This is a genomic window from Pseudoalteromonas nanhaiensis, from assembly GCF_051235485.1.
GTDB classification, from domain to species: Bacteria; Pseudomonadota; Gammaproteobacteria; order Enterobacterales; family Alteromonadaceae; genus Pseudoalteromonas; species Pseudoalteromonas lipolytica_C.
Window position 1 is genome coordinate 1 of the sequence record NZ_JBPNYQ010000012.1, and the last position, 24,921, is coordinate 24,921.

Genomic DNA, 24,921 nt, shown 5'->3' on the forward strand with positions numbered 1-24,921 from the left:
CACCCTAGGGTATAAAAGTCCCATGCAGTACGAACAAATTAATTAAACCCCGTGTCTACTTTATCGGGGTCAGATCAGATAGCTGATAGCTGATAGCTGATAGCTGATAGCTGATAGCTGAATTTCTCGAATAAAAAACAACCATCATATAGCAATGTGGTTTAAGTGCTGGTATACTCCCGCGTCTGCCACGTTGCGTTCTATTGCCAGATATTAGTTTAGCCTCTAATTGATGGCTCAAAGTCTTAAACTCGAAGGGGTTAAAGCATTCAACTTAGAGCGGTAATTAATAATAATTACCTGTGGTTTTAAATTAAAAAACATTGGATTTTAATAAATGAAAACGTTTGTTGCTAAGCCAGAAACAGTAAAACGTGACTGGTACGTAGTTGACGCTGAAGGTAAAACTTTAGGTCGCATCGCTACTGAAATCGCTCGTCGCCTACGCGGTAAGCATAAAGCTGAGTACACTCCTCACGTAGATACTGGTGATTACATCATCGTTATCAATGCAGAGAAAGTTACTGTTACTGGTAATAAAGCAAAAGACAAAATGTACCACGCACACACTGGTTTCCCAGGTGGTCTTAAGTCTACTACTTTCGACAAGCTTCAAGCTGCAAAGCCTGAAATGATTATCGAAAAAGCTGTTAAAGGCATGTTGCCACGTGGTCCTTTAGGCCGCGAAATGTACCGTAAACTTAAAGTTTACGCAGGTACTGAGCACAACCATGCTGCACAACAGCCTCAGGTTCTAGACATTTAAGGAGCACTATCATGGCAAATCAATACTACGGTACAGGTCGTCGTAAAAGTTCAAGTGCTCGCGTATTCTTACGCCCAGGCACTGGTAACATCGTAATCAACAAGCGCTCTCTAGAAGAGTACTTCGGTCGTGAGACTGCTCGCATGGTTGTTCGTCAAGCATTAGAGCACGTTGAAATGACTGAAAAGTTTGACCTACACATCACTGTTTCAGGTGGTGGTACTACTGGTCAAGCTGGTGCTATCCGTCACGGTATCACTCGTGCACTTATGGAGTTTGACGAGTCTCTACGTCCTACACTTCGTAAAGCAGGTTTCGTTACACGTGATGCACGTAAAGTTGAGCGTAAGAAAGTGGGTCTTAAGAAAGCACGTAAGCGTCCACAATTCTCAAAACGTTAATATTTACGTTTATCAGAATACCAAAAACCCAGCTCCGGCTGGGTTTTTTGTTTCTTGGAGCCATCAGCTTTCAGAATTCAGTTTTTAGCAGATCGAGAGGGGGCTCAGTTTTTGATGTTTTACATCCATTTCTCAGGTTATATCGGGGTCAGATCACAGATCAGAACGCTGACGACTGATAGCTGATAGTAAAAACCCTACCTTTTTTCGTTCGATATTTAACCGCTGATAGTAATTACTGCGTATTACAGTAAAAAAACTTCACGATTTAGCGAAATTAGCTTAAATCCATCAGTTAATTGATGAATTTTTTTGCTACAATTGGGGGGCAAGTAATGTGAGTGAGTTCAACAACAGCTAATACAGAATTCTGTTTCCTCTTAGTGAGGTTGATCTTGGTCAGTATATTGTTTTTTTATATGCGTTATCATAACCAGCGGCTTCATGCTCGAGCTGGCCCTAATTAATCAACTATTAAAATGGGTTTATTCGAGCATGGGACTGTGAATAACCTTGTTTTAATCAAGGCTTTTAATTATGATCGCGTCTATTTTAAAATTTCTAAAAATTAACCTGCTGTAACTGATGTTCTCAATATGGCAAGTGTTGGGAATCATAGTGGAGATAAGTGGATGAGCAATGCGCCTGTAGACAATGGCCGACGTCGCTTTTTAACCATAGCTACCTCTGTTGTTGGTGGTGTTGGTGCGGCTGGGGCTGCTGTTCCTTTTATTGCGTCTTGGAATCCAAGTGAGCGAGCTAAATCTGCGGGTGCGCCTGTAGAAGTAGATATCAGCAAGCTTGAGCCAGGACAATTAATACGTGTTGAGTGGCGAGGAAAACCTGTTTGGGTTATTAATCGTACACCAAGAATGCTTGAACAGATGAAAGAACATGAAGGTCAACTTCGTGATCCTGCATCTGAAGAGCCTCAACAACCTGAATCATCAACAAACGAATACCGTTCTCAACGTCCTGAGATCTTCGTTGCTGTTGGTATTTGTACGCACTTAGGTTGTTCTCCTAGCTTCCTACAAGGTGGCTTTGGTGAAAAAGTAGAGGGCACAGACGACGGTTTCTTCTGTCCGTGTCACGGTTCTAAATTTGATATGGCGGGTCGTGTATTCCAATCTGTACCTGCACCATTAAATCTAGAAATCCCTCCGTATACCTTCCTTGATGACACGACTATTTTAGTCGGTGAAGAAAAAGGAGTGGCGTAATGTTTGGTAAAATTATTGGTTGGATCGACGATCGTATTCCAATGACACGTGTTTGGAACATGCACATTGCACAGTATCCAGCACCAAAAAACTTTAACTTCTGGTACTTCTTTGGCTCTCTAGCCATGTTAGTACTTGTTAACCAAATCGTAACTGGTATCTGGTTAACAATGAACTTCGTACCGTCTGCTGAAGGTGCTTTCGCATCGGTAGAATACATCATGCGTGATGTTGAATACGGTTGGTTACTACGTTACCTTCACTCAACAGGTGCATCAGCGTTCTTTATCGTTGTATATCTGCACATGTTCCGTGGCATGATCTACGGTTCTTACCAAAAACCACGTGAACTTCTGTGGTTATTCGGTATGTTCATCTTCTTAGCGCTTATGGCTGAAGCTTTCATGGGTTACTTATTGCCTTGGGGACAAATGTCTTTCTGGGGTGCACAGGTAATCATTTCACTATTCGGTGCGATTCCGGTAATTGGTGATGACTTAACGCTTTGGATCCGTGGTGACTACGTAATTTCAGGTGCAACGCTTAACCGCTTCTTTGCACTACACGTAATTGCACTACCTTTAGTTATCGTTATCTTAGTATTCTTACACATTGTTGCACTACACGAAGTGGGTTCAAACAACCCAGACGGTGTTGAAATCAAACGTAAGAAAGGCACTGTAGCTGAAGAAGACAAGCCTAAATTTAAATTCCACGAGTATTACACCAACAAGAAAGACATTGTTGATGCAATCCCGTTCCACCCTTACTACACAGTGAAAGATATTGTGGGTGTGGTTGGTTTCTTAATATTATTCTGTTGGGTTGTATTCTTTATGCCTGCGATGAATGGTTTCTTCTTAGAAGCGCCAAACTTCGAAGCAGCTAACCCACTGAAAACACCTGAGCACATTTTCCCTGTTTGGTACTTCACGCCATTCTATGCGATTCTGCGCGCTATCCCAGATAAACTAATCGGTGTTATCGCGATGGGTGCATCTATCGTAGTGCTTGCGTTACTACCTTGGATTGACCGTGGTTCGGTTCGTTCTATTCGTTATCGTTGTGGCTTACACAAGTTAAACATTGCTCAATTCGTGGTAACGTTCGTTATCTTAGGTTGGGTTGGTGCAACTCCACAAACTGATTTCAAAACGCTGTTATCACAAATCACGACTGTGACATACTTCATGTTCTTCGTATTGTTATTTGTTTACAGTAAGAATGAGAAAACTAAGCCATTACCAACGAGGTTGACGAAATGATGAAAAAGCTAATTATCGGTTTATTCGCATTGTTGCCATCGTTGACAATGGCAGCGGGTCCTTCGGTTCCTTTAATGGATGCCAACATTGACCTTAAAGACAATGCGTCTTTACAGCGCGGTGCTAAATTGTTCATGAACTACTGTCTTGGTTGTCACCAAATGCAGTATCAACGTTATGAGCGTACGTTCCGCGACATCGGTATTCCTACTGAGATTGGTCAAGAGCAACTGATTTTTGATGGCTCAAAAGTAGGTAGCCACATCAAAAACGCGATTGATAAAGATGACGCAGCTAAATGGTTTGGCGCAGCGCCACCAGATCTTACGCTTGTAGCGCGAGTTCGTGGTACTGACTGGATCTACACTTACCTGAAGTCATTCTACAAAGATGAATCTCGTCCGTTTGGCGTAAACAACGTTGTTTTCCCATCGGTAGGTATGCCGCACGTTCTTCAAGAACTACAAGGCTTACCAACACCAATCACTGAAGAAGTGGAAGAACACGGTCACACTGTGACTAAAGTTGTTGGCACTGAAACAGATGGTTCAGGTGAAATGAGTGTTGACGAGTATGACCAAGCTGCTCGTGATTTAACTAACTTCTTAGCTTACGTTGGCGAGCCGTCACGTTTAGAGTCAGAAGCGTTAGGTCTTAAGGTAATTGGTTTCTTAGTGATTCTATTTATCTTGGCATTCATGCTGAAGAAAGAATACTGGAGAGATGTTCACTAATTCTGGACGTTTTGAAAGGTAATTTTGTGATAGGGGCTTAAGCCCCTATTGCTGTTTTTGTAATATAATGGAGGTAGGCATGGCCGTAGCTGCCAATAAGCGCCCTGTAATGACCCTGTTTTCTGGTGCTAACTGTATGTATAGCCACCAAGTACGTATTGTACTTGCTGAAAAAGGTGTAAGTGTTGACATTCACCTGGCTGAAAAGGATAACCTGCCAGAGGCACTTCATGAAATTAACCCTTACGGTACAGTACCAACACTGATCGATCGTGAGCTTGGTTTATATCAGGCAAACATCATCATGGAATACCTTGATGAACGTTTTCCTCATCCTCCACTAATGCCAGTATATCCGGTTATGCGTGGCCGTAGTCGTCTGATGATGCACCGTATTGATACGGATTGGTATAGTCTAGCGAATAAGATCACTAGCGGTAGCAGCGAAGCAGCACAAGCACGCAAAGAGCTTACTGAAGCGTTACTTGCAATCGCACCTATCTTCTCTGAAGCTCCTTACTTTATGAGCGAAGAGTTCAGCTTAGTTGATTGTTACTTAGCGCCGTTATTATGGCGTTTACCTGAGCTTGGCATTGAACTTAATGGTGCTGGTGCTAAAGAGCTTAAAGAATACATGTTGCGTTTATTTGAGCGTGAATCATTCCAAGCTTCATTAACTGAAGCAGAGCGTGAGATCCGTTTATAATGACGCCTAATCGTCCTTATTTACTACGCGCTTTCTTTGATTGGATTGTTGATAATCAATGTACACCACACTTAGTGGTGAATGCTGATTTTCCTGCTGTACAAGTACCAACACAGTTTGTTCAAGACGGCCAGATCGTTTTAAACATCAGCCCATCAGCGGTCACGCAATTTGCTATGGATAACCAGCAACTGAGCTTTAATGCTCGGTTTGGTGGTCAACCTATGCAAGTGTATGTACCTATGGGTGCTGTGCTCGCAATTTATGCACGTGAGAATGGTGAAGGGACTGTATTTACTGCAGAAGAATTCATCGAGGACGAAGACGATTTTGCTCCGGTATTAGAAAGTGTAGACACGCCTGACGATGTAACGCCAGATGATGAACCACCAACTAAACCAGAGAAGAAAAAAGGTGCTCACTTACGAGTGATCAAATAGCCTTATTAAAATCGAAAAACCCGCTTATAAAGCGGGTTTTTTATTATCAACTTACAGTTCGTATTATAGATATTCAAACACTTTAATTACACGCTCAACACCTGATACGTTTCGTGCCACATCAACCGCCAAGTTGGCTTCTGTATCACTCACTAAGCCCATTAAGAACACCTCTCCATTCTCAGTTATGACTTTAATGTTGTTACTGCTGATATTCTCAGTGGTGAGTAATTGGGTTTTCACTTTTGAGGTTAACCATGAATCGTGTGTTTGTGTGCTCATGCCAATATTAGAGCTGATGCGAATTTGGTTATGAATTTTACGAATACCATCAACGCCTTCAATTGCACGTTGTGCTTGCTCTTTCATTTCTTGGTTAGGCACTTGACCAATCATTAATACAATACCGTTAACGCTAATAACGTTCACGTTAGCAAATTTGTGTAAACGTTCAATTTCACTGATAGCGATTGAACTTTTAATTTCGATGTTGTTATCGTCAATTTGTGAGCCAATTGTGCGACGATCATTTGCTGCTGTGACTGCGCCTGCAGTGCCTGCAACAACTGCTGCAGCACACCCTTGTAGTAATAATACGGTACTAATTACAAGTAGAGACTGTTTTAACATTAATTTTCTTCCTGTGGGAATAAGGTTAAATCAATAAGCTCACTTAAACAGTGTAAGTTCACTAAATGTGATTCAACAATACGACTAGGGCGCTTTGATGGCACGCGAATTTCAACATCATTGGGGCCCAATAATCCAACTAATTCACCGCCGTCATCACCGACTAATACTATGACTTTCATATCGCGAGTAAGTGCCGCCTCAACCGCAGAAATAATGTGTTTTTCATTGCCATTAATCGCGATAGCTAAAAGCAGGTCACCTTGCTGGGCAAACGCACGAATTTGCCTTGCAAAGGTTTCGTGCTCATCTGTTTGGTTTGTCGAGCCTAAATTAACCTGCTCTTGCGCGAGCGCAACAGCTGGTAGGCATGGACGCTCAGTTTCATAAAAGTTAATTAATAGCCCAGCCATATGTTGAGCCAGCATGTGGCAGCTTGGCGTGCCGCAACAAAGCAATTTATTACCATTAATTAGACTTTGCGCAATGGTAAATGCGGCTGATTCGAGGGCGCTTGGCAGTACTTCACCTGCGGCAATTTGAACTTGAATATTTTCGGTAAAGATCTTTTTTATTGTTTCTTGCATAACCTACCAATTAAGCTGACGCCATAAGCGTTAGTAAACATTTTTAAACCAGTTAATTGCACTGTTAGTCTCGCCGGTAATGGCCAGATAATCTAATCGCATAGCCTGGTTTGATATTTTTTTCTCTGCAAGATAATGGGCAATTGTTCGCCTTAATCGTTGCTGCTTTTGTTTGCTGAGTGCAACGTTAGCACCCCCTCGAAGGGTGTTTTTTCTAAACTTCACTTCAACAAACACTAAAGTTTGTCCATCACGCATAATGAGATCAAGCTCACCATACTTACACAGATAGTTACGCTCAATAGCAACTAATCCATGCTGTATTAAATACTGTTCGGCCTGCTTTTCATAATACAGGCCTTTTTCGCGGCTATTTTGCCACAATTGCTTAAACCACGACATAGCTTCATCCTTGAGCATGCGTTAATTTAATCAGCTGAGTTATACCTCGATGCTGATTGCATAAATAAAGGAATAGGTTGTTCTGTTGGTAAATCAACAGCGATTATTTGCTTATTTTTGTATTGAGCCCAATCTAGGCTACGGGTTACATAGCCATTACTGGCAATGCTAAGGTCACCGCTTATTCCTGTAAAGCGTTTGCCTTGTACCATACTAAGTTGTTTTACTTCACCCAGCATACTGGTTGCATCGAACGCCATAGCAAAAAGGCGCTGGTTGATGTCTGCATGTTCAGGCCACAAGCTATCATATTGTTGGCGCAAGTTATGTTGTTGAATTTGACCTTCGAGCATCCAAGGAAGCTCAGTAAAATAAAGGCCATCTAAATCGCCTTTATCGGTTCTATCAATTTGTTTACTGTGACTTTTTGAGCTGGCGTAAAGCGGAATGCGGTCAGCAAAAGTACTTACGTTAACGTCTAAATAGGGTTTAATTAAACGTGTTTCGGTGGCATCACCTAAAATATAAATTACATCTATATCGCTACGAGAACGGGTTTCACTTTCAACTTCTTGCTTAAATAACGATTTAACAACATTAATGCGCTCTTTACTTTGGTCTACCTCAAGCAAGCCGGTAATTGTTTTAGGCATATCTGATTTATCAGAGTAAAAGCCAATTTGCGGTTTTACTTCGCTGTAACGCTGCCATTGAGTGTTAAAGTATTCAACCAAGCGCTGACCATTATTATTATTAGGTGCAAGTAACATGGGCTTTTGGTAGCCCGCAGTTAAAAAGCGTTCTAAAGCTTGTTGAACTTCATGTTCAGGGTTAAGAGCAAAGAAAAAGTGCTGCTGTGAGATCCGTTCGCCATCAAAGCTGTTTAAGTGCATCACCGGGTAATCAATCAGCGTTTGTGCAGTATTCAATTTTTCAATATTACTTTTAAGCAATGGGCCAATAACAAAGTCAGCTTTAAACTCGCTTAACTTAAGTGCTATCTCTTCTGCCGGTAATGATTCATCAATAAATAGGGTTTCTGTTATTGCTCTGTTATCAAGTGCCGCAAGTACGCCTGCTTTTAAGGCGTCGCCCAAACGTTCATTGGCACCCGATTGCGGAATAAGTACCACTAAACGATTTACTTCTAATGGTTCGATTTGTACAAGCTCAGTGACCTTTTTTGGCAAAACTTCTGCCGCAGGGTGGCCAGGGTAACGGCGTAACCAGTTATTCATTGCTTGATGAAGTTCTACCGGTGCACCTAAATAAACTTGATGATAAAGCGCTAAGTTAACCCAGCCTTGTTGTACAACAGAACCTCGGTTAAAGCGCTCAAGAGCATAGGATGAAAGCTGAGTAAGGCTTTGCCACAAATCTTTATTTAAATTAGCGACAGTAAAATTGTTTTCACTGCTTAATGTTGATGCTGCAAAGTAAAACGGCATAGCTAGTTTAGGCATACCTTGAGAAGCATATACCCGTGCTGTTAAGTATTTGTGCCATGCTTGATGCTCAGGCTGTGTTAACTGAGGCTCAAGCTGTTGTAGTTGTGCTAGCGCTAAGTCGCTCTTACCTTGTTGCTCTAGGGCAAGGGCGATATAAAGTTTGTTTTGAATTTGATCGACACTTGGCGTGCTTTCAAGTTCAAGGCAGATCTTTTCTAACAGTTCCCAGCGCTCTTCGTTAATTGCAGCATCGCGAGCAGTATAAAGAAGTTGGATTTTATCGGCACCTTGGCGGAGCAGTGCCGTTTGATACATTGATTGTGCGTCGGTTAGTTGTGATAGTCCAAGCTCAGCTTGGCCTGACTGATTTTCTGCAGTATTTAGTTGTTTTTCGGTTGTGCTACAAGCCGATAACCCCGACAATACAATTAATAGACTAACAAGTTTAAGTCGCACAATGATTTCCCAATACGTTAACGCGATTTGCTTATATTACTGACTGACGCAGGAGACCTCAATGTTAAATGAGGACAATTCAGATAAAATCGGCACTCTTTACATTGTTGCCACGCCTATTGGTAACTTTGATGACATCAGCCAGCGTGCCATCCAAACCCTATCTGAGGTTGACTTAATAGCCGCTGAAGATACTCGTCACACAGGAAAGTTGTTAAGCCACTTTAATATCAAAGCAAAAACCTTTGCTTTACATGACCACAACGAGAAACAAAAAGCGCAACAAATTGTCGACTGGCTAGAGCAAGGAATGAACATTGCGCTGGTATCTGACGCCGGCACGCCACTGATTAGCGATCCAGGTTATGCGGTGGTCAATTTATGCCGTGAACAAGGCGCGCATGTTACGCCAGTACCGGGAGCATGTGCTGCAATTACCGCTGTATGTTGTTCTGGTTTACCGACAGATCGTTTTCAGTTTATTGGTTTTACACCTGCAAAGAGTAAAGCAAGGCAGACCTTTTTTATCGAAGCGGTTAACTCAGGTATTACTAGCATCATGTATGAAAGTACCCACCGTATTATGGCGAGCCTTGATGATTTAGAAGCAGCGCTCGGTGCAGAGCAGCCAGTGGTGTTTGCTAAAGAACTGACCAAAACCTTCGAAACTTTTTTCAATGGCACGGTTGCCGAGTTAAAACAGTTTTTAACGGATGATCCAACTAAGCAGCGCGGCGAAATCGTATTGATGTTACCGGGCAAGGCAAAGCAAAGTGACGACATTCCAGAAGATGCGCGCCGCATGCTCGGTTTACTCGAAGCCGAAATGCCACTGAAAAAAGCCTGTGGTGTTGTGGCTGAGTATTTTGGTTTGAAGAAAAACGCACTTTATAAAGCAATTATTGACGAAAAAGACTAATTCTTTACTGCATAGACGTGCGTGCTCAGGTATACTGCGCGCCGAGTCAGCCGAGATAATCGCTGCCTGCAACGAAAATGCGCAGGGGGAGGAAAGTCCGGGCTCCACAGGGCAGGGTGCCAGCTAACGGCTGGGGGGCGCGAGCCTACGACAAGTGCAGCAGAGAGGAGACCGCCAACTTCGGTTGGTAAGGGTGAAAGGGTGCGGTAAGAGCGCACCGGGCCACTGGTAACAGTTGGTTGCAAGGTAAACTCCACCCGGAGCAAGACCAAATAGGGTTCCTTATGGCGTGGCCCACGTTGGAACCGGGTAGGTTGCTTGAGCCATAGAGCGATTTATGGCCTAGACGAATGATTATCCACGACAGAACCCGGCTTACTGGCTGACTCACCAAATCATATTAAAGCCCGTAGTGAATGCTACGGGCTTTTTGTTTTTTGGGTGGAGAAAAACCACTCCGCGCATACAAAACAGCGGCTTATTGGCTGACTCAACAAATCATATTAAAGCCCGTAGTGAATGCTACGGGCTTTTTGCTATTTAGAGCAGAGTTTTTAGCTGATTGCTATTGTGGCCTAACCATTATGCTAAATAGTGAAATTTATCATTATTGTTAAACCACCACATTCACCATTTTTAAACTGAGTTTTACCTTTGAGTATTGAGACACGCTCGACGATCCCTAATACACCAAACCCGCCTTTAGAATTTGAGTTTTTATGTTCAGGCAGGCCTATGCCGTTGTCACAAATAACTATCTCAAGTTCATTTTCTTGGTAAGTAATATCTATTGAAAACTCAGTGGCTAGAGAGTGCTTAACTGCATTTGTGGATGCTTCTTGGCATATACGAAAGATGGCGATTTTAAAATCATCATTTAAGCTATCTATCGGTCCACTTATTTTGCATTGATAAGCTATTCCAGCTTCATTTAGGTGCTCAGAGAATAACTCGCTTTTTAATGCTGCTTCTAAACCTAATTCGTCTAATAAGCGAGGCCTCAGCCAGTGCATTAACCTGTATACCGAGTCATACATATGGCTTGAAACGTTTTGGAGTCTTGTAATTGTCGATGCTAACTCGTTATGGTTGGCTGTTTTCTTTTCTAATATTGCAATATTTGTTTTTAAAGCTGTCAGGTTTTGACCTATATCATCATGTAATTCTTGTGAAAGCTGGCTTCGCTCAGATTCTTGAACATTAACAACTTTAGTCGCTAAGTTTTGAGTTAACGTACTAAGTTCAATTAATTCTTTATTTTGCTCTAATAATGCGGATTTAGACTTATTTAATTCAGTAACAAATGCACTGAGCAAAAGAGCCAGGACGCTGTAACTTATTATGTAAAGTTGCGTAGTCAGGAGTAATTCGGTTTCATTCACACCATAGACGTTAATGAGTAAGGATATAACAGTTACACTTGCATAGCTTAGAGCCCCTAAGGCCCCGTATCGATAGCTAAACCATATCAACGGAAATATAGCGAGCATTCGTAAGAGGTAGAGTGATTTAGGTTCAAACAGGTAAACCCCAATGAAAACAGTGAGGCAAAAACACAGCTGTACTAAAAGCGTACTAACCTCTTTAGTTATGAGTTTATTTAATTGCTGGTAAATTGTTTTAGCATGAAACGCGAAAAGCAACATGATAAGTGTTGTTATGATACCGCCAAGTTGATGGGCTAACATCATTTCAAAACGATCTTCATCAGCAATAAGCCGGTACTTATTTTGACTATCACTCGGTAAGATAATGAGCATTGATCGTATAAAGCGATATGAAATTGCAATAAATAATACTGTAACAGCACTTTTAACAGTTTGAATATCTAATCGAACTTTGAAAAGCTTTGCCAGCACAAGAGGAGTAAGAATCAAAAACTCTCGGCATGCAGAGCTAACAAGTCTATAGGGGATATCATCAAGAGGAACATCATAAAAATACCAAACATAACTGATTTGTCCTAATGTAAAACCTACTGCTAATGCAGGCCAATAACGTAAAGGAAAAAACAGATAACAAACTACTCTGAAGCCAACCGGAAAGTACCAACTAACAAAGTCCTCGTACACAACATAGTTAAAGGAAAATAAATAAAGACTATTTTCGATAACTGGTGCTATTAAAACTATTAAGCACGAAAACAGTACAAACTTTACTATGTCACTGCGCTGTGTGCTCTTCAACTTGAGGGCTAGCGGAACAAAGTAACTTCTGTTGAAAACTCTATCCATGAGTAAGCATAACCTTTTTATAATATGTAAACTTGCGTCGTATCAAACTGTTGTTTGGCGCTAGGGTTACACAAAGTATAACGTTGTGTAACTTGAATTTCAGCTTTATTTCCAATAAGTTGTAATAAATGCCCTTTAGCAATATCTGACATATTACGCTTATGCTTTACAATCACTTCACGACCTAAAGCTCCTTGCAAGCGTGGTTTAGGGAAAGCTGTTTTGGTTACCGGCTTGATATGCTCGCACTGAGTAAAATAATCTAAACACTGCTGTTTTGCTTTATTGATGGTCTCATCGTTGCTTTTGATTATGTCTACATTTTTAATGAAATGAACAAAAGCGGCATTTCGTGAAGTAAAGTTAGCCGTAACATTAGTTAAGGCTTTTGATTCTGGCCATTTACGCATGACTACATATTTATTTTTACCTGTTTTGACTAGGTTAGTAGACCCTTTTGTCATTTTACTTGTCCACTCAATACGATAATTTGACTCACCAATGTAATGTAGTAATACGGTGATGTTGTGAAAGTGGCTTGTTTCCCCTGCGATCTTTTTCATGGCTATTTCCTTGTCATTTTGGGTAAGCTTACAAGGAGATAAACAATAAAATTATTTCCACTTTTCTTAGGCTTATAAGAATTTTTCTTACCTGAGTGCGTTTTTACCGCGTTATAATGGGGATTAATCAATACATGGAGTTGTTATGAAATTTGCACTTATTGACGATCATCAAATGGTAAGAGAGGGTTTTAGGGCTCTCATCGAAGAAGAAGCTCCTGATTGGCAAGTTAGCTTTGAAGCAAGTAGCTACAATGAGTGTCTACAAAACTTAGGTGATATTGATATAGATTGCTGCGTTATTGATATTTCGCTGCCAGATAGAAATGGGTTAGAAGTAGCTGAGTTAATAGGCGCGAAGCTACCAAATGCTAGGCGTATAATTTTGAGTATGTACGAGGAAAAATCTTACATTCAAAGAGCGTTAGACATAGGTGTTGATGCTTATCTATCGAAACGAGATGCAGCTGAAGAGTTAATAACAGCAATACATTCTATCTTTAAAAACCAACTATTTTTAAGCCCTTCAATTAACACGCATTTCTTAAAAACCCAAAAAACTGACAGTGTATTAAAAAAATTAACGCCAAGAGAATTAGAAGTTTTTAAGCTACTTGCACAGGGCTTTAATGCGAAACAAGTTTCACAACTGATTGATATAATGCCTAAAACGGCTCATGTTCACCGTGCCAGCATTATGAGTAAACTGAACTTAACTTCGCAAATTCAAATTACTAAACTAGCTCTTGAAAAAGGGGTAATTCTTATTGATGAAATAGGCTAGTTTTAAGACGCTATTAAATCTCAAAAACCATAATGTTTTTAACTAGTTAGTCATATATACCAAGCTTAAACTCATTCCAAAGCGATGGAGCAATGACACATTAGCCTTACAGTTGAGCTCGAAGGACTGTCATATCAGTGCTAAGAGCTGCACTTGCCAGAGTCTTTTAAATAGAAATTTTCTGCTGAACAATCCGCTAAAATACTACGACAAAGTCTTCACACTAAATTTGATAACTTCACTGTATATCTATAAAGCAGGTTATTTCATGAAGACGTTAATATTATTTATTTTGTCATTAATTTTTCTTAGTGGCTGTAAACAAAGTCATTTAGATATTTTCCCTGAGCTCTCAGATGAGCGGTTGCTGTTGCAAGAGCTTTCGGTCGCACAAATGAAGGCTGATATAGATGCTTTGTTAGAGGGGGTTATCCAGCGCCATCCTGACATAGAGGAATATGCAAACTTAGCTTTGCTAAGAGCAAAAGCTGAACAGCTTAAAGCAAGCCTAAACAAGCCACTTAATCGCGTGGAGTTTTATCGAGTGGTTGGTAGCTTAACGTCCTATTTTCAAGATGGACATTCATTTCTCATATGGCCTTATCAAGAATTAAATAAGCTGCGTGAAGCAGGGCATAATACGTTTCCACTTGCTGTAAGTGTTAGTGAGAAAGGCAAGCTGCAGCTTAAACACGCGTATAGCTTAGGTGAACAGCGTATTCCTATCCTGTCAGAAATAATCTCAATTAATGGTGTAAATGCAGACCTTCTTTTATCACAGCTGGCGCTCTATGCTGGTGGCGAAACCGCTTTATTGCGTGAGCACGCTGTGGCGATGAGGTTTGGAATCGCTTTATGGGCGCGCTACGGTTGGTTAGATAGCTTTGAGGTTCAAGTTTCCACCCCTGAGGGGATTAAAGCCTTTCACTTTGAATCTCAAAAAAAGTGGCCTAAAGTAGATGAAAAAGCACAAGGCTTTGTTGCCAGTTACTCAGATAAAGCACATTATTACAAGCAGTTGTCTAATGATGTTGGGTTTATTTATTTAGGCCATTTCGATATCGAGCCACGTGAGTTTGAGCGCTTTATTGATCAAACATTTAGTAAGATTAAACAGCAAAACTTGAAGCAACTGATTATCGATATTCGCGATAATCCCGGGGGCAATACAGATACTGTTACTTATTTATCACGGTATTTAGCTGATAAACCTTTTAGGTTAATTTCAAAGCTTAAAGAAAAGTTAAATGAAGAGAATAGAGGTTGGTTCAACAACAAAGGAGAAGTTGGTGATATTGTGGTAACTGATTGGGATGATTGGGAATCACCAATAAATAAAGCGCAGCGCTTTGATGGCGACACCTTTTTATTAATTGGACCTGTGACTTATTCAGCATCAATTGTGCTAGCCACCACTTTAAAAGACAATGGATTTGCAACTTTGGTAGGTGAGACAACCGGCGGGTATGCTAATCAGTCTGCTCAAGGGAATCTGTTTAACTTACCTAACTCAGAGTTACGTGCTTATGTAACGACAAGAATGCTAGTTAGACCCAATGGCGAATTGGCACGTCGTGGTGTTACACCACATTACAGTTTAAGCGACTACAATTTAAATGCCTGCAAACATGTGCAAGCAGATAATGCCTATGCATTTACTAACGCTAATCAACAAGATAAAGCACTTAGATTAATCGGCTTGCTACTAAGCGGAGAGCTTCAACAATGCGAACAAGAAGTTGAGTAACACGATGACACATCGCACTAGTTCAGTATTAGTCGTAGAAGATACACATGATATCGCTATTCAGCTTTGTGACTTTTTAGAGCAAAAAGGTTTTTTGGTTGATTATGCCGCAACAGGAAAGCATGCGATTAGGCTTGCAGCAGAACATAATTATGATGTGATTGTGTTAGATTTAATGTTGCCAGATATGGATGGTATACAGGTTTGCAAAGAAATTAAGCAAACCTGCGATACTCTAGTGCCTATTTTGATGTTAACTGCTCGAGACAGTATAGAGCATAAAATTGAAGGGTTCGGGTCGGGAGCTGATGACTACTTAACAAAGCCTTATGTTCTTGAAGAAGTTTTTTTACATTGCCTCGCTCTTACCCGTCGCAATAAGCTTCATCAAACAAAAGTGATGGAAATAGGTGAGTTAAAAATAAATATCAGTACCAAAGAGGTTGAACGTCAGGGGCAGGAAATCAAACTATCAAGTAAAGACTTTGAAATATTATGTCTTATTGCTGAAGCCTATCCTAATGCGGTGAGTAAACGCCATATCGTTGAAAAAGTGTGGGGTTCTGATGCACCAGAAACGGATGCGGTTAGAAGCCATATGTATACCTTAAGAAACGCCATAGATAAGCCATTTGATACCCCGATAATAAAGACGGTCCATGGTATTGGCTTCAGACTTATCGCTAAATAACCAAAAGAAATGCAATGAAGCACAAAGCAAACACTCATATTTCTAATGCAATTACTAAACTGGTGTTTGCGATCACGCTGACATTAACACTCCTTTACAGCATCTTCGTACTAGGTTACTCCTGGGTGATTGAAGATAATATCTTCAATCGTCTTGTCGCGCAGCAGGCCAGTAGCATTAAGCAGAATTATCACATGACTGGAAAAATCCATGTATCAGATAAACAAATATATCAATTGTTTAAAGGTTGGCAGCAAGTACCCACAGAGATAAGAGAAATAGTGATGAATGAGCCAAATCGTGTTGAGTATCGTCTTGCTGATGGAAAAACTTACCACCTGACACGATTTTATTTAGGTGACAATGAGTATGTGCTGCTTGCTGATGTAGCAAGGTTTGAAGTAAGCCGAGATTATTTTAAAGGCGTGCTTGTGTGGTTGGTTGGGTTTAGTGTTATTGCTTGTTGTTTGGTTGCCTTGCTAGGCTGGCGAATGGGACGGAAAATAGCAAAGCCGCTCGAATTGTTAGCGTACACAGTGAAAAAATTAGAAAAAGGAGGTGAAGCAGCGTTTCAGCAGTCTATTAAGCATATGCCAAATAATGAAGTTGGCCAGTTGGCTGATGCGATTGAACATAGCTTTAAGCAACTTAATGATGCACTCGCCAGAGAGCGCGACTTTACTAAAGATATAAGTCATGAAATTAGGACACCAATCAGTGTGTTGCAAAATGCCCTTAGTCTAGGCTCTGATAGTGCCACACTAGCAGAGCAGCAAAGCGATGAAATATACTTTTCTGAGCAGGCTGTAAAACAAATGCGCAGTGCAACCCAAAAGCTAACCCAAACAACAGATGTGTTGTTAGCGCTTGCACGAAATGAATCTTCTATCGCGCAATCAGTGTCACTCAACCGGCTTATCGAAGACTGTGTACTGAATCATTTTGCATTGAACCATTCGCAAAAGGGTCTATCGCTTGAGCTTGAAATTGATATGCCTAATGACGAGGTGATGATTATTGCCAACCGTAATTTGCTTGAAATCTTAGTGAACAATTTGCTGTCGAATGTCGTTGCTCATGCAAGTGAAAAAGATGTTCAACTGCGCATTAGCAAATCAAGTATTCGAATGACCAATTACTTTGCACACCCCTTACCGCTAAACCTTACATCAAGTGGCAGTAAAGCCGCTAATAGTAAAGGTATTGGCCAAGGTTTAAGTTTGATTGAGCGTATTTGCACGGCATGCGGATGGACTATGCATGTTGAAATAGACACTGAGCAGCAACGTTTTTCGGTAGTTATCAATCTTAAATAGTAAAAATAAATCAACTTTCTTCACAAAAGCGCGACACACCAGAACGTAAAATTTATCTCATCAACTAGGAGATATATTATGAAAAACGTTCTGATAATCATAACTTCCAGCATCATCATGCTTACGAGTGTGTTGTTACCTTCTCAGTCAAAAGCAGCCACATCAGTTGAGGTGCCAAAGCCAAATAAAAAAATAGCGATGTTAATTTCTGGCCACGGACATAGTGACCCTGCTTTATCTTACGACCTAGAGGAGTTGGTGCAAAGTTATCTTATTTTTCACCGCAATAATGTCGAAATAGACATTGTTTCACCCAAGGGCGGTGCAGTTTTGGTCAAAAATAATAAGGATAAGCTTACTCATGTTAGCGAGTTCAAAACCAAAACGTCAGGACTTGATAAGTTAGCTAATACCTTATCTGCAGAGCTTGCAAGTGACAATGACTACGATGCGCTGTTTATTGTTGGTGGGGATGGCGCTGTATTTGACTTGCCTTTCGATGTAAATACTCAACGCTGGATCACTAAGTTCGCTAAGACTAATACGCCGATTGCCGCTGTATGCCATGGTCCAGCTGCACTCGTAAACATACAACTGGATGATGGTCGGTATTTTGTTGCTGATAAATACGTAAATAGCTTTACATATTTAGAAGATCACGCCTTTAAAAAAGAGAACATAGATAAGTACCCAATGATCGTTCAAACCGAGCTTGAAGCGCGTGGTGCTCACTTTATTGCAAATAGCCCTATGCTGCCTTTTGTATCGCGTGACGGCAATTTGATCACCGCGCAAAACCCAACCTCAGTGGCGAAAGCGGCGGAAGCGCTTTTAATTACCATAGGTATAACCCCCGTTGCTCGTGAAGCGTTTAAAGATGAAGCCACCATGGAGCTAATTGCAATGGCGCGTAGCATGGGGGTGTCGCAATTAGATATCGCGATGAGTAAAAACCCCGCTCGCTACGACACCATGTATTTAGCACTGTATGGATTATATGGATATAAGTTGGCACAAACGGCTCAAGATAAAGCACTTGAACTACAGTTAATGGAAAAGATTGCCGAGTATTTTAAACATCCACAGTATGCAACTCACATGATCAGTACCTATCTAGAAATAGGGAATGAGCAGCAAGCAAAACGACACTTTAACATTGCTAAACAACAGTTTACTGACTTTGAGTTACCTGTAAGTTTAGCCGATAAGTTAGACTGATAGCACAAAGACTCAAAGTTATGAGTATAAAAATCGAGTAAATAATATAAAACTTCTCGAATGAACGAAGCCAAAATCAGTCTACGGCTAGGTTGAGTAGAGCTCTCTTAAACCTGCTTGAGTATTCAAAAGAGCGTTATTAATGTTAAGAATAGGCTTAAAGGCCTATTCTGCCTTACATACGGCTACGATAGTCGAGCTGGCAAACACAAACATACTGGCAAAAATCCTTTTGTATTCAGTATTCTTTATGAGAAATATGAGTATTTAAGTAGAGCAAACTCTGATTTCTATCCCACTATTGCGTTTAAAAACAGCATAATCTATCACCCACTGAATTAAGTTAATGCTTTGTTACATATTTTCGATTTTGTACTAAGCTTAATCTCACAACTTAATTTAGTATTTTATTCTTAATATGATGGCAATTTATTAGTGGCTGCACAGTTCTTATTACTGTAGGTGCATGCTGCAACAGTGTTTAAGTCTGTAAAAAACTACCTAATGCCCACCTGTGAAGTGTTGGTTCTGTCTGAAGATTATTGACTGAGTAATATGTCGCTATTACGGCGCGAACGATAGAAATATGTATTTACCTGTAAGGTCTTAATATAGGGGTTAAGATTATGATTCAGTCCATGCTAGGAACCATAAAAGGTAGGCTAAGCGCAGGGTTATCATTGATGTGTATGCTGATCGTGTTATCAGGAATACTCTCTTTGTATTACGTTAATCAGCTTGAAAATCAGCTTAATCAACTCAGTGATGAAGTTGTGCCAGTGATGGAAACTAGGGATGATTTGATTGCAAATTTGTGGGAGTCCGCAAAAGTCGCTAACGAGATCTTAGCAAGTGAAGAAATCCCCGAATTAAAAGCCCGAACCGCTGAAATTAAAGAGCTAGCAAAGCTATTTGATGACACAGAGCAAGAGCTACTCACTTTAATTAGTAAACCTGAGCAAGTAGCGTTAATAAAAAAAGCGTCTACCGAGCAAGATGAGTTTTTATCTCATGCGCTAAAAATGTCTGAACAGAAGCTAATTGAACTTGAAAAAGAAATCATCTCTGAGAAATTACTCGATGAGTTTGATAGTTCAGGTGCAAAGCTGATCAGTATGCTCGATGAATTTGCAGTTGAAAATGAAGAAGAAATGCAAAAAGCTGAAGATGAAGGCGATGCGCTTGTCGCTCGAGGCGGCTCTGCGAGTGCCGTGAATGATGTGCTTGGTTCTCTATTTGAAAGTGACTACCCAGTTGTTGAAGCCGCTTTAAAGTTACAGCGTTTGGTTATTGAAATGCAGGATACCTCGGGTGAGTACTTAGCTGAGGAAGACCCTGCTAACCTTCCTAATATTCAAAAAGAATTTGAAGCCCTAGCTAAACAAGCTGATGAATATTTTACTGTGCTTACTAATTTAGCTGAGTCAGACGAAGATAAGGAAGATGCAAAAGTATTGATCGCTTCATTTAGTAATTGGGTAACTAGCGCAAATAATGAAGATGCTTTATTTGATTCTTATCGAGATCAGTTATCAGCAGAAGCGCTTGCCGATCAATTAACAGAAGAATTAGAAGTTGATGTTGATAATGCCGATGCTTATTTTGAAGAGATAGCCGAAGAGGCTGATGCTTTTTCAGACAACGCAGATGAAAAAGCGGCAGAAGTTCTTAATCAAGCTTTTTTTGGCATTCTGTCTTTAACAGCCATTGCTATTGTCATCGGTGCTCTTGTCTTGATCGTTTCTTATAAAACGGTATTAGCACCAATAGACACTTTATTAAATAGTATGGAGAGTATCGCTGAAGGGGAAGGAGATTTAACTCAGCGAGTTGACGCATCATCGCAAGATGAACTCGGGCAGTTAGCTAGAGCATTTAATCAGTTTGTTTATAAGGTGCAAGTTCTGGTACAAGAAATTTCGACTGCTACCAACGAAATTGTTGATTCAACAGATAGGCAAAGAGATATAAGTATCCGTTCAAAAGAGGCGATATTACAACAAGGTACAGAGACTGATTCAGTTGCTACGGCAATGAATGAAATTACAGTGACTGCGCAAGAAGTTGCGCGTAGTGCAGCAAATGCGGCGCAGTCAACCGATGAAGCAAGTAATGAAACGAAAGCGGCTAAAAGTGTGGTACAGCAATCTATTTCTTCTGTTCAACAGCTAGCCAGTGAAGTAGAGAAGTCTTCTCAAGTAATTGGGGCGTTAGCCACTGATGTGGTTGAAATTAGTAAGGTACTCGATGTAATAGGCGGCATTGCGGAGCAAACAAATTTACTTGCGCTAAATGCGGCAATTGAGGCTGCTCGAGCAGGAGAGCAAGGCCGGGGATTTGCCGTTGTAGCAGATGAGGTTCGCTCGCTTGCAGCGCGAACACAGCAAAGCACAGCAGAAATAAACGCGATGATTGAGCGTTTACAAAAAGGCTCTCAAGGAGCAGTAGACGCAATGAAACAAAGCAAAGAATTTGGTAACTCCTCAGTAGCAAGTTCACAAGAAGCTGGTCAGTCGCTTGATGTTGTTTTTTCGTCAATGGATACGATTAACGATATGAATACGCAAATTGCGACAGCTGCTGAAGAACAAACCACAACCATGGAAGATATCAATAGAAACATCAATTCTATTGTGCAAATTTCCCAGCAAACAATGGAAGCATCTGAAGAAAGTATGGAAGTGAGTCAAAGTCTCGCTCGATTAGGAGAGCAATTAAGAAGCTTGGTTAATCAATTTAAATATTAATCTTCTGCAAGCCTGTGGTAGTGCCATAGGCTTTTGTATATGAGCGCAGGGTAAGGCTTTTTACTTTCTCAAATAAAATCCACTGTGTTCACATTAAAACTGAATCATAATTACCTGCTCTTAAGTCGTTTCTCACTCTTAGTAAACTAGGAATTTTTCTTAGCTATACTAAGAAAGTCTCTCATTACCATAACGGCTTGTTCTTTATATCCTTTGTATAAAATTTACTTATGCTTAAAGGATTGAAAATGAGTGTTATTGAGGGAAGTACTAAGGAATTTGGCAATACGACTATTCTTCTTCACAGCTTGGGCTCTTCTTGTTACAGAATTGAATGGTATAGCCGGATGACGGGGGCATCGACGAGTTTAGCAAGGCTCAAGCATGGCAAGTACGTTGTTATTCGTAAGTGGGCGCAAGTAAAAAATATGTCTGATGTTTCGAGTGAATTTAGTAGTCGAAATAGCGCGTTGATCCATTTTTTAAATAACGTTGATATTGTTAAGTCCCATGATGAATGGATCAGTGCCGCTAAGCAGCATTGTCTAAATTTGTTTGTTGAAAATGAGGGGCTTAAACCTGTAACTAAAGCAAGTTTTCCTAAACCGAGGTTGCAAGGTGCAATTGGTAAAGAAGTTGTTGTTAAATCGAAGTTGGGTGAAAAGGAAATAGCGCATGGTTTGTTGTTACAGCTTATTGGTAATCAAGCTGAAATACAGCTTGCGAATAATAAGAAAAAGTATCTCACCAAGCAGGTTTATTTAAGGTAAGTGTAAGTATTCAAATATCAAAATACACTTCAATTTTAAATCCATCTACTTCAGTAACAGTGTATGTGCCGCCAAGAGCAATAACCCGCTCTTCAATAAATGATAACCCGTAGCCACCAGACTCTTGCAGTGTGGTCTTGGTTTTTCCATTATCCATAATAGCAAGGCGTATATACTGTTCGTGAGTGTTTAAGCTAAGCCTTAGTTCAGTGGCTGTGCTGTGTTTGACGCAGTTTGTAACCGCTTCTTGGCAAATTCTGTAAATAGCTGTTTGGTGTTCATCTGATATTGCTGAACTTAAGTTTATTTCAGCTACGTATTTGATCGATGCTTTACTTAGCAGAGAGTTAAAGCGTCCTTCTTTAAGAGCTTGCTCTAGCCCAAGCTCATCAAGCTCTCTAGGTCTTAAGTGATGCATAATTTGATAGACAGAGTCATACATCGCTTTTGCATTTTCTTTTAGGCCTTCTACGAGGGCATTTTCATTATTTTGTTGCGCTATCGAAAGTACCGTTAGGTCAGTTTTAAGTGCTGTTAGATTTTGGCCTAATTCGTCATGAAGTTCTTGAGACAAGTACTTTCGCTCATTTTCTTGCACAGTCACCATACGTTTAGCAAGTTGTTTATTTTTCTCAAGAAGCGCTGTGAGTTTTTCGTTGCTGGCTTGTAGCTGATTATTTTTGATCTTTAATTCGTTAGTGGCGGTTCCTATTAGTAAGCCAGTTACTGAATTAGCGAGGATAAATAATTGGCTAATGTAAGTATTGGTCGCATCTTGGGTGATGCCAGCTTGTGCAGCGATCAGAGCATTACTTACCACAGCACTTGCTATCGCTCCTTTAATACCAAATTTATAAGAGAACCAGATTACCGGTAGAAGTGAACAAAGGCGTAGTAAGGGGTAAAGATCTGAGTGGTTTAGGTAACTTACTATATAAAGAAATGCTAGTGCTAATAAGCTTAATAAAATAACCGCATGATGACGAGAAAGCATTCGGCTATAACTTTGGCTAAGTAACAATAATGCTGGGGCCACTAATAATGTTCCCGTCAAGTCGCCTAATGTCATATTAAGTTGATATTGTAATACTTGCTTACCTTCTAACCAGGTTGTGAATTCAAAGGCGCTCGAAAATAAAAACCATTTAAAAGAAGCTGAAATAACAGCAAGTAGAATTAGCGACAAAGCACCTGAATTAGAGGTAACTTTTGGCGGCCAGCGGCTTTTCTTAAAGCTGTAGACAATAGCCATATAAGTTAACTCTTGGAAGAAACCGTGAAATAAATCAAAGCTCCATTCGCCATTGTAATAGACACTTAAATACGACGCATAAACTCGAAAAGCAATCCAAAGCATTGGCCAAAAGCGCACAGGCAAAATAACAAAAAATGCAAGCTTCACTCCTGCAGGAAGGTAAATGGCGCTACTTTGGGCAACGGTTTCTAAATGATTGCTCACCCAAGAGGATAAATATAAGGCTAAAAAGTAAAGTGCAAACACCAATAACTGGTTAAATACTTCAGTTATAAAGCTATGTGAAGAATACTTTGTTGAAACAAGCTTATGCCAGTTCATCAAGTGTGATCATCCCGGACTCTATAGCAATTTTTAATAATTCAAATGAATTAGTGACTTCAAGTTTGTTGTATATATTCGTTTTATGTACGTGGGCTGTTTTGGGCATCATATCGAGTTGTTGCGCAACTTGTTTAGCATTTAGCCCTTTGGCAAATAAGGGAAGTGCCTCTTTCTCTCTTGGCGTTAAAAAAGTAAGTTTGCTTGCAGGGGAAGTGGTATTAAACTTCACATCTTCACTGATATAGCGCCCTCCTTTAATAACTGAATTGACCGCATCAATTAAAGCTTCAGATGCTGAGCGTTTAGAAACATAACCTTGAGCGCCGAGCTTTAAGGCGTTGCTAACGTAAGGCTCGTAGTCATACATAGAAGCAACAATGGTTTTTATGTCGGGAAAGTGAGTGTTTAAATAAGCTAGAAATGCGAGTCCGTTTTCACTGTCATGCATTGAAATATCTATAATAAATACATTCGGTTGCTCTAAGTTAACAGCAAGTTTTGCCTCAGTGACTGAGCAGGCTTCTATGATAACTTGCCACCCGCTTTGTAGCTCTAATAGTTTTTTAAAGCTATCTCTAACCAGTTGATGATCTTCAATGATTCCAATTCGCATAACCCCTCCATAGATTTTTATTATATCCTCAATTCAATGAGTTATGTCTAGGAATTATTCTTATATAAATTAAATACGCGTTGATATGCCGTGATTTTAACAGCACTAAGCTTTAGGGATGTTTCTAGTTTGAATGCTATATTTTCTGAATCGTGGTAATTATTGATCTCGGACAAGGTTGCTGCGTTGACTCTGTATGTTGCAGTGATACAGTGAAGTTGAACCTTATTTTTAGTCAAAGGAGTTGCCCATGCTAGGTGAAAAACACTCGTTGTTAAATGAGTTTCCAGAGTTTAATGAATTAATCCACAGTCTTGTGAAAACTGACGCTCATTTTAAAAAAACGATGCAGCGTTACGATGATATGGATAAAGAAATCCGTGAGCTTGAATTGCAAAACTCACCCATTGAAGATGCTGACATGCATGAAAAGAAGCATCAACGTGCCGTGCTAAAAGATGAGCTTTATGACTTTTTAAAAGCAAATGCTTAATAAATCATATTAATAATGATACCCCTTGCACTCAGACTCTCAGCAAGGGGTATTTCTTTTTTACTTACACTCCCTAATCGTTGTTAATCGCAATATCCCTTTACTCAATCAAGGTTATGGTAGTCTTAGCGCGATTTTTTAAGGCAACAATGGAATAGTGCTTTGCACTGACTAGGATTAACATGATTA

The 24,921-nt window shown here is 40.2% G+C and carries 24 protein-coding genes and 1 other RNA gene; 17 read left to right on the top strand and 8 right to left on the bottom strand.

Features of this window, described 5'->3' with window-relative positions:
• The first annotated feature begins 337 nt into the window (after positions 1-337).
• From rplM to ACSFVZ_RS11730, 7 genes are all read left to right on the top strand, one after another.
• Complete coding sequence (gene rplM, locus ACSFVZ_RS11700) at positions 338-766, top strand: 50S ribosomal protein L13 (protein ID WP_135923446.1); 429 nt, start codon at positions 338-340, stop codon at positions 764-766.
• Between the two features lie 8 nt (positions 767-774).
• A complete protein-coding gene (gene rpsI / locus ACSFVZ_RS11705; RefSeq protein WP_095209788.1) occupies positions 775-1,167 on the top strand; it encodes a 30S ribosomal protein S9 in 393 nt (130 codons plus the stop codon).
• Positions 1,168-1,799: 632 nt separating this feature from the next.
• Complete coding sequence (gene petA / locus ACSFVZ_RS11710; RefSeq protein ID WP_054554178.1) at positions 1,800-2,390, top strand: ubiquinol-cytochrome c reductase iron-sulfur subunit; 591 nt, start codon at positions 1,800-1,802, stop codon at positions 2,388-2,390.
• Positions 2,390-3,655, top strand: a complete 1,266-nt coding sequence (locus ACSFVZ_RS11715; protein WP_135923447.1) for a cytochrome b — start codon at positions 2,390-2,392, stop codon at positions 3,653-3,655. Before petA ends, ACSFVZ_RS11715 begins: the two co-directional genes overlap by 1 nt.
• Positions 3,652-4,389 (top strand): cytochrome c1, encoded by a 738-nt coding sequence (locus tag ACSFVZ_RS11720; RefSeq protein WP_135923448.1) that lies wholly within the window; start codon positions 3,652-3,654, stop codon positions 4,387-4,389. The genes ACSFVZ_RS11715 and ACSFVZ_RS11720 overlap by 4 nt, the downstream gene beginning before the upstream one ends.
• Positions 4,390-4,468: 79 nt before the next feature.
• Positions 4,469-5,095: a stringent starvation protein SspA gene (gene sspA / locus ACSFVZ_RS11725; protein ID WP_054554181.1), complete on the top strand. Its 627-nt coding sequence runs from the start codon at positions 4,469-4,471 to the stop codon at positions 5,093-5,095.
• Complete coding sequence (locus ACSFVZ_RS11730) at positions 5,095-5,535, top strand: ClpXP protease specificity-enhancing factor (RefSeq protein ID WP_135923449.1); 441 nt, start codon at positions 5,095-5,097, stop codon at positions 5,533-5,535. Before sspA ends, ACSFVZ_RS11730 begins: the two co-directional genes overlap by 1 nt.
• Positions 5,536-5,598: 63 nt before the next feature.
• On the opposite strand, the gene dolP is transcribed toward ACSFVZ_RS11730, so the two are convergent.
• Genes dolP through ACSFVZ_RS11750 form a run of 4 tightly spaced genes read right to left on the bottom strand, consistent with a single transcriptional unit; the run spans position 5,599 to position 9,058 of the window.
• Positions 5,599-6,165, bottom strand: a complete 567-nt coding sequence (dolP, locus tag ACSFVZ_RS11735) for a division/outer membrane stress-associated lipid-binding lipoprotein (RefSeq protein WP_135923450.1) — start codon at positions 6,163-6,165, stop codon at positions 5,599-5,601.
• Positions 6,165-6,752: an SIS domain-containing protein gene (locus ACSFVZ_RS11740; protein ID WP_135923451.1), complete on the bottom strand. Its 588-nt coding sequence runs from the start codon at positions 6,750-6,752 to the stop codon at positions 6,165-6,167. The genes dolP and ACSFVZ_RS11740 overlap by 1 nt, the downstream gene beginning before the upstream one ends.
• Before the next feature lie 30 nt (positions 6,753-6,782).
• Complete coding sequence (locus ACSFVZ_RS11745; RefSeq protein WP_135923452.1) at positions 6,783-7,154, bottom strand: YraN family protein; 372 nt, start codon at positions 7,152-7,154, stop codon at positions 6,783-6,785.
• 26 nt (positions 7,155-7,180) lie between these two features.
• Positions 7,181-9,058, bottom strand: a complete 1,878-nt coding sequence (locus ACSFVZ_RS11750; protein ID WP_435558914.1) for a penicillin-binding protein activator — start codon at positions 9,056-9,058, stop codon at positions 7,181-7,183.
• Between the two features lie 61 nt (positions 9,059-9,119).
• Here ACSFVZ_RS11750 and rsmI point away from each other — a divergent pair, with 61 nt between their 5' ends.
• A complete protein-coding gene (gene rsmI / locus ACSFVZ_RS11755; RefSeq protein WP_135923454.1) occupies positions 9,120-9,977 on the top strand; it encodes a 16S rRNA (cytidine(1402)-2'-O)-methyltransferase in 858 nt (285 codons plus the stop codon).
• A 42-nt stretch (positions 9,978-10,019) separates the two neighbouring features.
• An RNA gene (gene rnpB / locus ACSFVZ_RS11760) (RNase P RNA component class A) lies at positions 10,020-10,371 on the top strand.
• Positions 10,372-10,564: 193 nt separating this feature from the next.
• Here rnpB and ACSFVZ_RS11765 read toward each other — a convergent pair.
• A complete protein-coding gene (locus ACSFVZ_RS11765; RefSeq protein ID WP_435558915.1) occupies positions 10,565-12,211 on the bottom strand; it encodes a histidine kinase in 1,647 nt (548 codons plus the stop codon).
• A gap of 17 nt (positions 12,212-12,228) precedes the next feature.
• A complete protein-coding gene (locus ACSFVZ_RS11770; RefSeq protein WP_295509528.1) occupies positions 12,229-12,774 on the bottom strand; it encodes a hypothetical protein in 546 nt (181 codons plus the stop codon).
• Positions 12,775-12,919: 145 nt separating this feature from the next.
• On the opposite strand from ACSFVZ_RS11770, the gene ACSFVZ_RS11775 reads away from it, so the two are divergent.
• From ACSFVZ_RS11775 to ACSFVZ_RS11805, 7 genes are all read left to right on the top strand, one after another.
• Entirely contained in the window at positions 12,920-13,558 is a 639-nt protein-coding gene (locus ACSFVZ_RS11775) for a response regulator (protein WP_435558916.1), read from the top strand.
• Between the two features lie 268 nt (positions 13,559-13,826).
• Positions 13,827-15,305 carry a S41 family peptidase gene (locus ACSFVZ_RS11780; protein WP_435558917.1) on the top strand — a complete coding sequence of 493 codons (1,479 nt, stop codon included), beginning with the start codon at positions 13,827-13,829 and terminating at the stop codon, positions 15,303-15,305.
• 4 nt (positions 15,306-15,309) lie between these two features.
• Positions 15,310-15,996, top strand: a complete 687-nt coding sequence (locus tag ACSFVZ_RS11785) for a response regulator transcription factor (RefSeq protein ID WP_253039725.1) — start codon at positions 15,310-15,312, stop codon at positions 15,994-15,996.
• Between the two features lie 14 nt (positions 15,997-16,010).
• A complete protein-coding gene (locus tag ACSFVZ_RS11790; RefSeq protein WP_435558919.1) occupies positions 16,011-17,312 on the top strand; it encodes a sensor histidine kinase in 1,302 nt (433 codons plus the stop codon).
• A 78-nt stretch (positions 17,313-17,390) separates the two neighbouring features.
• Positions 17,391-18,530 carry a type 1 glutamine amidotransferase domain-containing protein gene (locus ACSFVZ_RS11795; RefSeq protein ID WP_435558920.1) on the top strand — a complete coding sequence of 380 codons (1,140 nt, stop codon included), beginning with the start codon at positions 17,391-17,393 and terminating at the stop codon, positions 18,528-18,530.
• Between the two features lie 626 nt (positions 18,531-19,156).
• Positions 19,157-21,277 carry a HAMP domain-containing methyl-accepting chemotaxis protein gene (locus tag ACSFVZ_RS11800; protein WP_435558921.1) on the top strand — a complete coding sequence of 707 codons (2,121 nt, stop codon included), beginning with the start codon at positions 19,157-19,159 and terminating at the stop codon, positions 21,275-21,277.
• A 248-nt stretch (positions 21,278-21,525) separates the two neighbouring features.
• Complete coding sequence (locus ACSFVZ_RS11805; protein ID WP_435558922.1) at positions 21,526-22,047, top strand: hypothetical protein; 522 nt, start codon at positions 21,526-21,528, stop codon at positions 22,045-22,047.
• 10 nt (positions 22,048-22,057) lie between these two features.
• Here ACSFVZ_RS11805 and ACSFVZ_RS11810 read toward each other — a convergent pair whose 3' ends face one another.
• Positions 22,058-23,623: an MASE1 domain-containing protein gene (locus ACSFVZ_RS11810; RefSeq protein WP_435558923.1), complete on the bottom strand. Its 1,566-nt coding sequence runs from the start codon at positions 23,621-23,623 to the stop codon at positions 22,058-22,060.
• Positions 23,610-24,239, bottom strand: a complete 630-nt coding sequence (locus tag ACSFVZ_RS11815; RefSeq protein WP_435558925.1) for a response regulator — start codon at positions 24,237-24,239, stop codon at positions 23,610-23,612. The genes ACSFVZ_RS11810 and ACSFVZ_RS11815 overlap by 14 nt, the downstream gene beginning before the upstream one ends.
• A gap of 250 nt (positions 24,240-24,489) precedes the next feature.
• Here ACSFVZ_RS11815 and ACSFVZ_RS11820 point away from each other — a divergent pair, with 250 nt between their 5' ends.
• Positions 24,490-24,732, top strand: a complete 243-nt coding sequence (locus ACSFVZ_RS11820) for an HP1242/YdcH family protein (RefSeq protein ID WP_135923463.1) — start codon at positions 24,490-24,492, stop codon at positions 24,730-24,732.
• Positions 24,733-24,921: the final 189 nt, after the last annotated feature.